The organism is Leptospira saintgironsiae (genome assembly GCF_002811765.1).
GTDB lineage: Bacteria > Spirochaetota > Leptospiria > Leptospirales > Leptospiraceae > Leptospira_B > Leptospira_B saintgironsiae.
Genome location: NZ_NPDR01000003.1, coordinates 23862 through 36737 on the forward strand (window position 1 = coordinate 23862; position 12876 = coordinate 36737).

Genomic DNA, 12876 nt, shown 5'->3' on the forward strand with positions numbered 1-12876 from the left:
CTAATATCGCAGGAAGAATATCAAATCCGCATGTCTCAATCAACTATTTTAAGAGGAAAACGCTTTGATGAACTTTCTCGCTAAGGATGACCAAAAATATCAAGTTAAACATATCAAAACTAGTCGTCATTACTACGTAGTCAGGCATTGTATGAATTGTACAAATGCACAAAATATGATTATCTATAGAACAACTCCCTATGATACAAATCTTTATGTTCGGTATGAAGAAGAGTTCTGGAAAAAGTTTGAAAAAACCTCTTGATTTCGCTTAACTTTTCATTTAACTGCAGATTGCCATTTTTATGTATTATGCACGGATAATATGAATTATTGTCTTCGACTCTGATTATGAGCTTGGATAGTAGTAATTAACCTACAATCTCCCTCCCTGATCCCATAAGATCAGGGAAGCGATGATTAATACAAGATAACCAAAACCACTTTTCAAATATCTTTCGTACATTCCGGATGAGAGTTTTCGTCCTAAAAACATTCCTGCAATTCCTAAGACGCTAATAGTTAGAAGTAATGGACAACTTTCGTTTTGCGCAGATGTAAAACTGATTGCAAATCCGAAAAGTGAATTTGCAGCAATAATAGCAAGTGATGTGCCTACGGCTTTTCTTATAGGAAAATTTAGCAGAATTACGAGAGAAGGAATGATAAGAAATCCTCCTCTTGCTCCTACAAATCCTGTGATTATACTGACTGTAAATCCTTTGAAGCCAATATTTAAAAAGTTAGACGATATCGAATTAGGTTTAAGGGATTCTTCAGCGAATGAATTTCCTGAGCGGATCATGGTCCAAGAACTAAAAACCATTATGATCGAGAAAACGATCATCACAAATATAGATTTTGTTAGTGTGATCCCGAAGTTAGAAATTAAGATATTCGGAAGAGAGGGTAGAAGGAAATATCTCGCAATAGAAATGCCTGCAAAGCTTGGAATTGCGAAATATATCCGACTTTTATGTTTGTATCTCCCTTTTGGGCTTGGATTACTGCTCCGACTAACGCTGCCATTCCAACCACAAAGAGTGAGTTTGTTGTGGCGAAAATTGCCTCTTGTCCGAAGAAATAGAAAAGAATGGGAACTGTGAGAATGGAACCTCCGGCGCCGATCAGGCCTAGCAAGGTTCCCATCATAAAGGAAAAGATATAACCTAAGATCGGCATATTTGTTTATTCTAATTTACTTTTTAGATTCGTTTTCTTATCTATAAATGCGAATAGTAACATTCCTAAGATTATACTGCCAAAAACGATAAGTGGCCTTGTTTCAAAACTTGTAAGAGTAGTGACTGAGACTGTAGGACAATAACCACCAAGACCCCATCCGATCCCAAAAATCAAACTTCCTATGATCAAAGCGGGAGTAATTTCTTGCTGAGTTGGAATAAACCAATCCTTTGAGAACATCGGGGTTTTTCTTTTTCGTATCAATTTGTATGTGATGAAATGAATTCCGACTGCTCCGGCCATTGTGAATAGAAGGGTAGGATTCCATTTTCCGAATACATCTAAAAATCCTATGATGTTCGCTGGTTGTAAAATTCCGGACAGACCTAAGCCGATTGCGAATAATAAACCTACGATCAGCGCTCCAATATTATATTTCATGTAAGTAGTCCTGTTTTTCTAAGTAAGACGACTGCTGCCATTCCTGCAGTCATAAATACGATTGTGGCAATTAAGCTTAGGAGGTTTTGAAAATTTTGGAGCTGTTATCATTTGGGCGATTCTTTGTCCGCTCGGAGCCCTTTCTTTCCCACCAATCCTCACAAGCGCTGCTTGCGGTGCACGAGTAGAAGACGGCGCTAACACATCGAGTCCCAAGACTCGTGCATTCTTAATAAAAGAGAACTCATTCAAATAGAGAGTAGAGTTTTGCGGACGAATATATCCGTAAGATACGAAGAGAATATGACCAGAAAGCAAGCTTCGATGAAGCTGGTCGAAACGGAAGCTCAGTCTAATACCCATTTTGTTTTAAATGCCTTTTATTGGGTGAGCGACTCCCGCATCCATACGCAACTCTCGAAGCGATTGTTTAAAATTATAACAAGTGACTACACATAAAGTTAATGTGCGTATCAATGTTGTCTTTAAACACAGCACCTGTATACGGCGCAAAGTGGTTGCAATTCATAATGACGATTTTACAATCATGAATTTTTTCTGCTACTTTTTGTATCGCTTCTAATGGAATCAACGAATCATGTTTTGCAGCCATTATCAATACAGGCGATTCGATTTTTTTCGCGCCAGCTCCAGGATTATAGGTTGCCATTTTTAGAAATCCTCGGGAGGTCATTTTATTTTCCCAAATAGGATCCCCTCCCACTAAAGACATGAATCCGTCATAAGATTCATCTGTATTCATCGCAGCAAATTGCCCAGGATGACCAATAACCTTTGAATAATGAGGTCCTAAGCCAAGATACGAACGTATTTGATCGTATATTCCAAATACAGTAGATTTAAATATATCTGTAAAGCGTTTCATTTTTAATGAACTGAAAGCGCTCACGAACGGGACTTGAGCGATTACGGCAACAATATTACTATCTCTTGATGCAGTAGAAAGGACGTGTCCGCCAGAAAATGAAGATCCCCATAAAGCAATTTTTTTTGTATTAACCCCGTTCAGGTTCCTAACGTGAGCGATAGCGGCATTCCGGTCTTCCAAATGTTTGTATGGGTCAACATTCTGACGAGGCAAGCCGTCACTTTTTCCGAAACTGCGGTAATCAAAAAGAAATACGGCAATATTTTTTTCTACGAATCGTTTTGCATATGGTAGCAATCCAAAATTCTTTTGAGCAGCTAATCCATGTGCCATTATAATAACTGGCGGATTTTTTACTCCCTCTGGGAATAAAAGATCTCCGTCGCAACGAATTCCTTTGCTCAAAAAGTCCGATTTAAGAATTTTCATTTTTTCTCCTTACAATTCTTCGAATTTCTTTAAAGGCCAGCTGTCTTTTTCATTACTTTTCTAATAATAGATCGCGGCATGAATTGTCCTACTGGTTGAATTAAATTATAGGGGAAAAACTCTACAAGCCAGTGGACTTTTTTTTTGCGTGCAGCTTTCCAAATAACTTTCACAACATCTTGAACGGTAAGTTTAATTCCTACTTTTTTAGAAACTGAAGAAGCACAGTTTTTCATCATTGGAGTATCAACGAAGTTGGGCATTATATCGCAAACATGAATATCGTGAGTTTCCCATTCCAAATTCAATGCTTCAGTGAATCCTTTTACGAAAAATTTACTTCCGGAATACGTTGCCTCGAATGGAACACCATAGTGAGAAGCGGCAGAGCACATATTGATTACTTTAGAACTTTTTGTTTTTTGAAGAAAAGGAAACGCATGATAGCTACAATTAAGTATTCCTTTGACGTTAACATCAATGGTTTTTAATTGTTTCTCAAGAGGTATTGTTTCGAACGAATCCATCCAGGCAACTCCAGCATTGTTGAAGAGTATGTTTAATTTACTCCCGGAAGCCATACAAAATTTACTGATATTCGTCGAAACTGAATTTGAATCGGTAACATCCATAGTCGAAATAAATATATTATTACCGTTGATTTCTTTTTCAAGATCTTCGAGTCCTTCTCTGTCGATATCGGCTGCACCAACGAACCATCCTTTAGAAGCAAAGTATAAGGCGGTCGCTCTTCCGATTCCTTTGGAAGCGCCTGTAATAAAAATGTTTTTTCTCATCTTCTCAGTTGATACATTATTTTGATTTTCAATAAACGAAAAAAAGGATATACGTATTCTTGTAAAAGGACAGATTGATTGTTAAAAGAGGACATGCTTAAATCGTATGAAAACGTTGTTTACGAGCAGCAGATATTTGCCGCACTATAGAACCATAAATACGATCGCTCATATAACAAAATTTATGAAGCAGCTTGATATCCCTATTGTTCAGGTACTTGAAGGTAGTGGCATTGAGCAAAGAGATCTTCGTGATCCAGATAGACGCATAAGAACAGAACAGGAGTTAAAGATATTAAGTAATATTCGTAATTTGTCAAGTGAGCCGGAAATTGGATTGAGGATAGGGCAAGAATATCATATTGGTGTACATGGAAATCTTGGAATAGCTGTAATGTTTTCTGACACTCTTGTCGAGGCCATCGCGCTGTGCTTACAATATGCAGAACTTACTTTAACTTATTTTCAATACGAATTGACAGTAAATAAAAATCTTGCATATCTAAAGATGACAGAAGCTATCAAATTGGATGGACTGAGGCAGATGATTTGTGAAAGGGAATTTGCTTCTGTATACAGAATGATAAATGATGTTTATGGAAAACCTCTCACTTTAAATAAAGTTTGTATAGCCTATCGTAAACCCGCATATTCATCTTTATATTCTAATTACTTCAAGTGTCCAATTGAATTTAATTCGAAGAGCCATATGTTTGTTTTTGATTCCAAGTACTTAAGTATGCAATTGCCCAAAGCGAATCCTTTGATGCGAGAGAAATATCAGGAGGAATGCCGTAAATTATATACTAGGCTCAAAGATTTTGGGACAGTTGCTGAAAAAGTGTATAATGAGTTGGAATTTTATGAACTAAGCAAGGTTACTATGAGAGTAATAGCAGATAATATGCATATTTCTACGCGCACCCTGCGGCGTAATCTTGCTTGCGAAGGCACATCGTTTCAATCAATTCTTTTGGATGTTCTTAAAAAAAAGGCGATTAATTATTTAATCCAAACTGATATTCCTATCGATCAGATTGCTGAAAATCTAGGATATAGTAATAGACCAAACTTTTATCATGCCTTCAAAAAGTGGACGGGAGCTTCTCCAGCTGAATTTCGCAACCGTAATATTATTTCTTAGATTCCATTGCCTTGATTGTGTATTAAAAGCCGAACAATATCGGAGGGACAACTCTATCATAGATCCTTACTTCGTCTATGGTTACTTCTTGGGATCCACCGCCTAATGTACCGTATCCTAGAGTAATGGGAGTGCCTGATGTCCAAGGGGTCATATTCGGATTGTATACTTTAGAGTCTACAAGATCGTTTCCGACGTATAGGTTGGCCCTATTATTTGGAAGATCCCATGTGAGAGTTACATTATACCATAGATCTTCTTGGTAAGCTCTGCAAGGGCTGAGATTGCTGACAACACCTGTACCTACGTTCGTACTATAGACTCTGATTTGTAAACATGATGAGTTATCCATTAGCTGGAATCCTAAGCCATCTCCTGCACCAAAAATAACTCCCGGTGAGGGTTTGAATTTTCCTTTTACCCAGGCGCTGAAAGTAAAAGACGCAGTCCCAGTTAAGATAGGTTCTCCTGCAGGATCGGAATTATGCCATGAATCTATACCGTCATACGAGTATGCGCCGTTTGGTAAATTGTTGTGGTCAATAGTAAGAATGGGTCCTACAGTTCCAAATGCAGTTAGATGTAATGTCCCGACTCTATCGTTTGCGTCCCCATCTAAGGGCCAATAATGGATTAAGCCAACATTCATAGCGCCTACGATTGATTTCGCAATACTCTCCTGGCGATTATCTTCGTTTGTTGACTGAAGTGCATTCAAAAAGAGAACCGTCCCGCAATTTTGAGTGCTTAGGATTACGAGCAATAATAAGAGAAGTGGATAAGAGCGGACGTTAGGCATGATCATATTCCAAATTCTGACCAATAGTCATAGGAATACAAATGCAACGCAATCAATATAGAAAAGGAAACAGTATATGTATTTGTAATATGAATGAATTATTAGAATATATACTTGAACATCCCCAATAGAATTTGTGATATTAAATAGGTAATTACAGTTTTTGGCTCTGAGCCCATAAGATCAGGGAAGCTATGACCAATGTAAAATAACCAAAACCAAGCAGGTAGTGTTGGAATTTTAATACCTGCTACTTTTTGAGAGTAATTGTTGATCTATGATAAAAATATTCTGAATCGTTTTATCTTTCTTTTTTATAAAAGAAAGATTTTGCGAATTCCGCAGAGCCTATATAGAGAACTATTATTCCGAGTAAGTAACCATAGAAAATCAATGGTAAATGACCAAAGCCGAATGTTTTTGCTAAAGGAAGATAGGGGATTGCAAATACGAAACCAATGCAGGCTAAGGTAGCACCTAAAAGTAATTTTCCTGTTTTACTTCGGTAAAATACGTTTTTAGTACGGATCACGAGTACGATCAGACTTGCAGAAACCACCGATTCTATAAACCATCCGGTTTGGAATTGGGTCTCGTTCGCCCCGAGTCCGAATAATAATAAGCCGAATGTAGCGTAATCGAAAAGAGAACTTAAGAAACCAAATACGAGCATGAATCTTCCAATAAATTTAATATCCCATTTACGTGGACGGACGATCCAATCTTTATCTACTTCATCGGACGCGATTGTCATTTCGGGTAGATCAGTTAATAAATTCGTCAATAAGATCTGCTTTGGAAGGAGAGGAAGATAAGTTAAGAATGCAGAAGCTCCTGCCACACTGAACATATTTCCAAAATTTGCACTGGTCGCCATGAATACATACTTTAGAGTATTTGCAAACGTTATGCGTCCCTCTTTGACCCCATCCAGTAAGACTGCCAAATTTTTTTCTAATAATACAATATCTGCTGCTTCTTTTGCTACATCTACAGCAGAGTCAACGGATATTCCCACATCCGCAGAGTGAAGTGCAGAGGCGTCGTTAATCCCGTCTCCAATATATCCAACCACATGGCCCGCTTTTTTTAGAGCTAATATGATCCTTTGTTTTTGATTCGGTTCGATCTCTGCAAATACGTCCGTTTCTTCTGCTTTTACTCTTAAGGCTTCTTCTCCGATACTTTGTAGTTCTTCTCCTGTAAGTATATTTGAACTGGAAATCCCAACCGACTTGGCAACTTGTTTCGCGATCCATCTATTATCGCCAGTAATCATTTTTAGACGAATTCCCAAATCACCTAAATTACGGACCGTGTCTTGGATACCTACTTTTGCTGAATCTGAAAAAGCTACAAATCCTAAGAACACCATTGAAGATTCAATTTTATAGTCTACCGGATCGTTATCATTCAGTTCTTTAATGGAGATCCCGATCGTGCGATATCCTTGCTGGCTGAATGTTTCATAAACTTTTTGGATGGATTCAGTTACTTCTGCAATAGGTTGTATTCTTCCTTCAGAATCTAAATAACGATCGCAAGTTTCTAATAATGGAGTACAAGCTCCCTTGCAGATTGCTTTACGTTTTCCATCTATCTCTGCAATTATTGTGATCCTTTTTCTATGAAAATCATAAGAGAGTTCTCCAGATTTAGGGATCGTCTCAGAAGAGATTGGGTATGCTTTGCTAATTGCCAGATCCATTGGGTTTTGGAAACCGCTTTGCAAGTTGGAATTGATAGATGCGAATTTTAATACATCTTGGTTTTGATTTCCGTTTGGATCTACACTTGTATGTACTTGGATGACTCCTTCTGTCAAAGTTCCCGTTTTATCTGAACAGAGTACATCCATACTTCCGAAGTTTTCAATTGAGTTCAGACGCTTTACGATTACCTTTTTCTGGCTCATTTGTTTGGCGCCTTTAGCCAAGTTTATATTTATGATTGCAGGTAATAGTTGAGGTGTAAGTCCAACAGCAATTGCTAACGCAAATAGAAATGAATCTAAGATTGGTTTTTCTAATAGTATGTTGATCCCTAAGATTACTAGTACTAAGCCCAATGTGATTTCAAGTAGAAGGTTACCAAATTTACGGATCCCTTTTTCGAAATCAGTTTCAGGCTTTCTTTCGTTCAATCGTTTATAGATTTCTCCGAATTGTGTATTTTTTCCCGTAGCATAGATTAGGGCTAAACCAGAACCGCTGACTACATGAGAACCCATATATAATAAGTTCGATCGTTTTGATAATGTAGTTTCTTCGGGTAATGAGCCTATGGTTTTTTCCACCGGAAAAGTTTCTCCAGTAAACGCAGCTTCATCCAAAAACAAACGATCTGAATCTATAAGATAAGCATCTGCGGGTATGATATCTCCGACTCTCAATCGGATCAAATCTCCTGGCACCAAGGATTGGGAATCCAGTTCTGATTCCATATTATCTCGAATCGCAGCCGAGTTTAATCTGACCATGGACAATAAAGAATGTAGTGAATCGCTTGCGCTTTTTTCCTGCCAGTAACCCAGGATACTACTCAATAAAACGATACACTGGATTATGATCCCATCGGTAGGGTCGCTTAAAAACCAGGACAAGGCAGATGCAAAAAGTAGGATGATAGTGATTGGATTTGCAAATTGTCTTAGGAATAAAACAATCCCTGTGACCTTCTGGCTGGATCCGAAATTATTTTTCCCGTAGGTTCCCAATCGTTTTTTGGCTTCGGATTCACTGAGGCCATTCGGTCCGGAGCCAATTTCAGAGAACATCCGCTCTGAGGTATAAGTCCAGTAATTGGGCGGGGTTTTCCGGGATTCCATTCTCTTAGGTTGAGATCCCTGGATTCGTAGAAAAGTACTAATTCATTAGTAAAAACCTCCTCCGCCAGAAGTACCGGCGGAGAAAGTTTGATATTTATTATCTATTTTGAATGGTTACATTCTCAGTCTTCACATAAGAAGTATCAAACCACCAAGCGCGAACTTCCATAGGACGATCTGCTTTTTCTGGTGCTATATTGAAATCTAATGAGAAGTTTGTGTATTGGCCTGGACCAACAAACTCGTTTCTGTAGACATCTCTTCTTGCCAATACTTCTTGGCCGTCATAAACATCTATAGTAACGATCTTATCGTTATTCGCGTTAGTAACATCTACTAACATGCGGAATACTGCTCGTTTATTACCAGTTCCCCAACGACCTCTGTCATACGGACCATAGATAATATGATCTGCCCAATGATCAGCTGTAGTAACAACCCAAGCATCACCTTCTGCGAAACCAGTGCGGTGAGAAAGATTTTTTGCCTTATATACTAAAGGTAATTCTCCGCTCAATGGAGAAGAACAACAAAGTAATGCAGCTCCTCCTCCGTCTCTTTGAGCAACCCCAGCTACGTATTCGGTGTCAGCACACTGGCCTTTATAAGAACCTGGAGCCCAGTCTCCTCCACGCTGAGAAGAACGACTGTCTCCTCTGTCGAACCAGATAGTGCGGCAAGAGTTCGCAAGAGGGACCTTACTATGAGCACAAAGGATACCACTTGTTCCCCAAGAGTGTTTAGTCGCTCCTGCAACATAGTAGTCGTTAGGACATTCGTATTTTGTAAATCCGCCTGCCCAATCTCCTGTGCCATGGTAACGAGTGTTAGTCTCGTATACTGCTTGAACGTTGATCGCGCGGTCAGCATGCCAAAGTTTTCCGTATTTTGTATCACTACAAAGTGCTCTTTGGTCGCGGCTTAGACCTAATAGACGTTCTCCATCAGGACAAGTTCCTTTGTTTGCGCCTGATAACCAATCGTTGTCGATTGTACTTACGTTATCGTCTACACCATTAAAACCGATCTTAGTCAAATGATCTACATAAGCAACAGATCCAGTTTTACCATTGGATGCAAGAAGGCGATCCATATGTTCATCACGCCAGTTGCCTCTTTTGGTTTGGGACCAATCAGAAGTTACAAGTCCCCATTCGTCTTCTCCGTTTAGAGGCCAGAATGCAAAATCAAGATCCTTTTCGATTAAATAATCCACAAGTCTTTTGAGCCATTCTCTATCCGCAGGATTTGTTTCTCCTGGAGAAGCTCCGAATTCACTTACCCAAACAGGAGCAGTCGTAACTGCATCTGGATCAGTTACATATCCCCATTCGTCAGTGATAGTGTTGCGGAAAGTATTTAAATCCATATCCTTGTATTTGATATTTCCGCCGGATGTTGCATCATCACCGTTATGTTTAGGTCCGATAAATCCATAGTTATGAGCTGCATAAACAAGTTTGTTTACATTACGAATATGGACTTGAAGATCTCTAACAGGTTTTAGGTGAGGACGTTCTCCTGAACCTAAGATTGGGATCGCTCCCCACCAGTTGATACCTTCTACAACGATTACCATATCTGGGTTTGCACGTAAGATATCATTTCCTGCTTCGCCCGCAGCCTTACGCCAATCGTCTATATTATTCCAACCCCAGTTTGGGCTATTAGGTAAATGAGTATCGTTAAAACGTTGGGTACGGACTTCGTTTCTGAGATCCGCAGCAGCGACTAACTTATTATTCTTATAACGATTTACTAAGAAAACCCAATCTGCTTTCCACATTTCAGGAGTTTGGTTATAAGCGAAGGAAGATCCTGTATGATACCATTGACCATTATAATCGAATCCACAGCACCATTCTGAGAAAGTAGTATGGTTATTTAAAACAACAACGATCCCTGCAGCAGTTAAAGCAGCCACAGTTTCATCATAGATCTGTAATGCTGTCTTGCCGAAAAATTGTGGGTTAGCCGCCACATATTGGTCCGGAACGATATTCGTATCATGGAGCATTATATTGGAAAAAGGCAATCGAACCGAGTTGAAGCCCCATTCCTGGATCAAAGAAATAATATGAGAGATGGGTTGTTTATCCAAGCCTCCTACTACCTGACGAGTATCACTCGCTCCATACCAGTTCACCGCTTTCAATTTGAAACGGTTATTATTCGAATCCACGATATATCTTCCGTTTGTACTCAGCGGTACAACCGGAGGATTAGTGGCCACTACAAAAGCTCTCACGGAGTTGTATGTGGACTTCGCCGATTTAGAAAGTGAGAACGGTAAATACGCTTGGTCTGTTTCAGGGGAACAACTCGCCAATATAGCAAAGACCACCGAAACAGAACAAAAAATTTTCATTTTCCTTCTGTTAAACATTTTGAATTCTCTCCATTGAATTCCCAATCAATCACGGATTGTTTTTATATATGTGTGGGAGATATTAAACAGGGCATACTTATATACCGTTTATTTTTCTCCAAGATTCTATTTGATATCCGAAGTTTTTTCTTTTTAAAGCGTTCGTTATGATAAAAAATATTGAACGAACAGTCCATATATTTAAAATCCGTATATTACGAAATGTTTATTATATTATGAATATATAATATAGTATTTGTATATCTTAGGGCGCCTTCTCGCTTTCGCTCGAACCGGGCTATCCGCTTGTATCTGCGCCTCACCACTCGTGTTGCGGCGCAGTATACCGCTGCTATCCCTGGCGCGGTGAAGATTCACAAAGGATCTGTATCTTCCCGTCCGTCATATTCTGGCTGTAATATGCATAAGGTGGATCCTTGGGGCATGGAGCGGATAAGTGTTAAAGGCATCTCTCCTCCGATACAATCGAAACCGTACGTGCAGTTGATATCCTTACAAAGTTCTATAAGTTGTTTTTCAAAATCAGGATCGGATTGGTTTAATACGTAGGAAGCCCCTTCTTCTTTGCAGATTTCTTTCTGTTCTTCTCTGCGTACAATTGCAATACTCTTCAACCCGTATTTACCGGCTGCTCTCATTGTCATTCTAGCAACTGCACCTGCTGCTGCAGTGATAAAGAAATATTTGGAACCGGAGGCCTTGGCCCATCTTGCCATGCCTATACGTGTGATAGGATTTGCTACAGAAGATGCAGCTTCTTGAAATTTTACATCATTAGGTAGTACAATTAATTTTAATGCATCTGCTAAAACATACTCCCGCAAAGAGCCCGTTTTTAGTATAGAAGGCGACTCTTTTTCCAAGTCTCATTCTTCCAACGAGCGATTTGGCGGACAGCCTTCATTTTTCTGGGAAGAGTATTTTTCATGGATTGGTTTTTTCAGAGTTTAATTTTTGGGAGGATAGAAGGATAAGATTCCCTTCTGGATCTTTAAGTATTGCAGTATTACCTTTCTCATCTAATAAGATTCCACCTTCCTGCAATATTTTGTTTACTGATGATCTTAAATTGAATACTCGGAATCCCACTGCAATTCTACCTGTATCAGATTTATCTAATGGACCATTATTACTGAAATTATTATAAGTGAATATCTCGAATGTAGGTCCTCCTTCCTCATATCCGGGGAGGGGAAGATGGCGGCCTTTGATCTCTATTCCTTGGATGCCAGTTAGGTTTTCTATAAAGTCTCCTTTATAATCTCTTTCGAAGCCTGTAGCATTTGCCGTGAATACCTTGCCATAAAATGAAAGGGTCTTGGTCCAATCCTTAGAATTGATATTTACATGAAGAAATCTGATCTTATCGATTCCTGGTGGATCTAGTTTTAAGCGAGTTCTTATTAAGGAATTTAAACTTCGGAAGATAGTGCTTGGGTTAAGAGGAGTTGGGAATGGAATATGGATCTCAAATATATTACCATCAGGATCTCTTCCATAGATTGCAGGAACTTTTTGCAAATCCTCGAAACGGCTATCTATCTTTCCCCCGTTCTTTTGGATTATTTGAATGAGACCTGGAACATTGTCCGTTTCAAAACAGATATGAGCGTAACCCAGATCGTTTGCAGCAGACGTTCCGTGATTCGATTTCTCAGATTTTAATATAGTAAATATTGGTCCTTCTTCTTGGTAATCAGGAGTTCTGAGACTAATGACAGAAGAGAGTGGATCTCCTAGGGCCCAGTCCGACTTCTTCTCTGTTTCTTTAGCCTTGAATACATTCTTGTAAAAATCAGCAAGACGTTTTGGATCGGAACTCCTGAAAATTACAGTCTCAAAGGAAAGATTCGAATTTGGGATCCTTTTGTATACATGGGGAGAAGGAGTTAAGATCCACCATATAGTAGTCAGGAAAAATACAGAAAATAGAACGATCAGAAACTTCTTCATGTATACCAAGGATAACATGATCG

Annotated in this window: 13 protein-coding genes; 3 read left to right on the top strand and 10 right to left on the bottom strand. The window is 39.0% G+C overall.

Annotation, left to right across the window (positions count from 1 at the left end):
- The first annotated feature begins 64 nt into the window (after window positions 1-64).
- Window positions 65-265 carry a hypothetical protein gene (locus CH362_RS07730; RefSeq protein WP_125169714.1) on the top strand — a complete coding sequence of 67 codons (201 nt, stop codon included), beginning with the start codon at window positions 65-67 and terminating at the stop codon, window positions 263-265.
- A 111-nt stretch (window positions 266-376) separates the two neighbouring features.
- Here CH362_RS07730 and CH362_RS19375 read toward each other — a convergent pair whose 3' ends face one another.
- The 5 genes from CH362_RS19375 to CH362_RS07760 form a co-directional block, all read right to left on the bottom strand.
- Window positions 377-967 (bottom strand): sulfite exporter TauE/SafE family protein, encoded by a 591-nt coding sequence (locus CH362_RS19375; RefSeq protein ID WP_341865077.1) that lies wholly within the window; start codon window positions 965-967, stop codon window positions 377-379.
- The gene (locus tag CH362_RS19380) at window positions 889-1152 is read right to left on the bottom strand and encodes a hypothetical protein (protein ID WP_244280514.1); all 264 of its coding nucleotides are present in this window, start codon (window positions 1150-1152) and stop codon (window positions 889-891) included. Before CH362_RS19380 ends, CH362_RS19375 begins: the two co-directional genes overlap by 79 nt.
- Before the next feature lie 36 nt (window positions 1153-1188).
- Window positions 1189-1626 (bottom strand): DUF6691 family protein, encoded by a 438-nt coding sequence (locus tag CH362_RS07740; RefSeq protein WP_100709801.1) that lies wholly within the window; start codon window positions 1624-1626, stop codon window positions 1189-1191.
- A gap of 436 nt (window positions 1627-2062) precedes the next feature.
- The gene (locus CH362_RS07755) at window positions 2063-2944 is read right to left on the bottom strand and encodes an alpha/beta hydrolase (protein WP_100709802.1); all 882 of its coding nucleotides are present in this window, start codon (window positions 2942-2944) and stop codon (window positions 2063-2065) included.
- Window positions 2945-2973: 29 nt separating this feature from the next.
- Window positions 2974-3741, bottom strand: a complete 768-nt coding sequence (locus CH362_RS07760; RefSeq protein ID WP_100709803.1) for an SDR family oxidoreductase — start codon at window positions 3739-3741, stop codon at window positions 2974-2976.
- Window positions 3742-3847: 106 nt separating this feature from the next.
- On the opposite strand from CH362_RS07760, the gene CH362_RS07765 reads away from it, so the two are divergent.
- Complete coding sequence (locus CH362_RS07765; RefSeq protein WP_100709804.1) at window positions 3848-4885, top strand: AraC family transcriptional regulator; 1038 nt, start codon at window positions 3848-3850, stop codon at window positions 4883-4885.
- Between the two features lie 22 nt (window positions 4886-4907).
- Here CH362_RS07765 and CH362_RS07770 read toward each other — a convergent pair whose 3' ends face one another.
- The 3 genes from CH362_RS07770 to CH362_RS07780 all read right to left on the bottom strand — a co-directional run bounded on the left by CH362_RS07770 (window position 4908) and on the right by CH362_RS07780 (window position 10693).
- The gene (locus CH362_RS07770; protein WP_165780242.1) at window positions 4908-5684 is read right to left on the bottom strand and encodes a LamG domain-containing protein; all 777 of its coding nucleotides are present in this window, start codon (window positions 5682-5684) and stop codon (window positions 4908-4910) included.
- A 301-nt stretch (window positions 5685-5985) separates the two neighbouring features.
- Window positions 5986-8511 (bottom strand): magnesium-translocating P-type ATPase, encoded by a 2526-nt coding sequence (gene mgtA / locus CH362_RS07775; protein ID WP_100709806.1) that lies wholly within the window; start codon window positions 8509-8511, stop codon window positions 5986-5988.
- 97 nt (window positions 8512-8608) lie between these two features.
- Window positions 8609-10693 carry a glycoside hydrolase family 5 protein gene (locus tag CH362_RS07780; protein ID WP_244280516.1) on the bottom strand — a complete coding sequence of 695 codons (2085 nt, stop codon included), beginning with the start codon at window positions 10691-10693 and terminating at the stop codon, window positions 8609-8611.
- A gap of 43 nt (window positions 10694-10736) precedes the next feature.
- Here CH362_RS07780 and CH362_RS19390 point away from each other — a divergent pair, with 43 nt between their 5' ends.
- Window positions 10737-10916, top strand: a complete 180-nt coding sequence (locus CH362_RS19390) for a hypothetical protein (protein WP_244280517.1) — start codon at window positions 10737-10739, stop codon at window positions 10914-10916.
- 337 nt (window positions 10917-11253) lie between these two features.
- Here CH362_RS19390 and CH362_RS07785 read toward each other — a convergent pair whose 3' ends face one another.
- Window positions 11254-11763 carry a zinc-binding dehydrogenase gene (locus CH362_RS07785; RefSeq protein WP_244280518.1) on the bottom strand — a complete coding sequence of 170 codons (510 nt, stop codon included), beginning with the start codon at window positions 11761-11763 and terminating at the stop codon, window positions 11254-11256.
- Window positions 11764-11824: 61 nt separating this feature from the next.
- Window positions 11825-12871, bottom strand: coding sequence for a VOC family protein (locus CH362_RS07790; RefSeq protein WP_244280519.1), 1047 nt, complete (start codon window positions 12869-12871; stop codon window positions 11825-11827).
- Window positions 12872-12876: the final 5 nt, after the last annotated feature.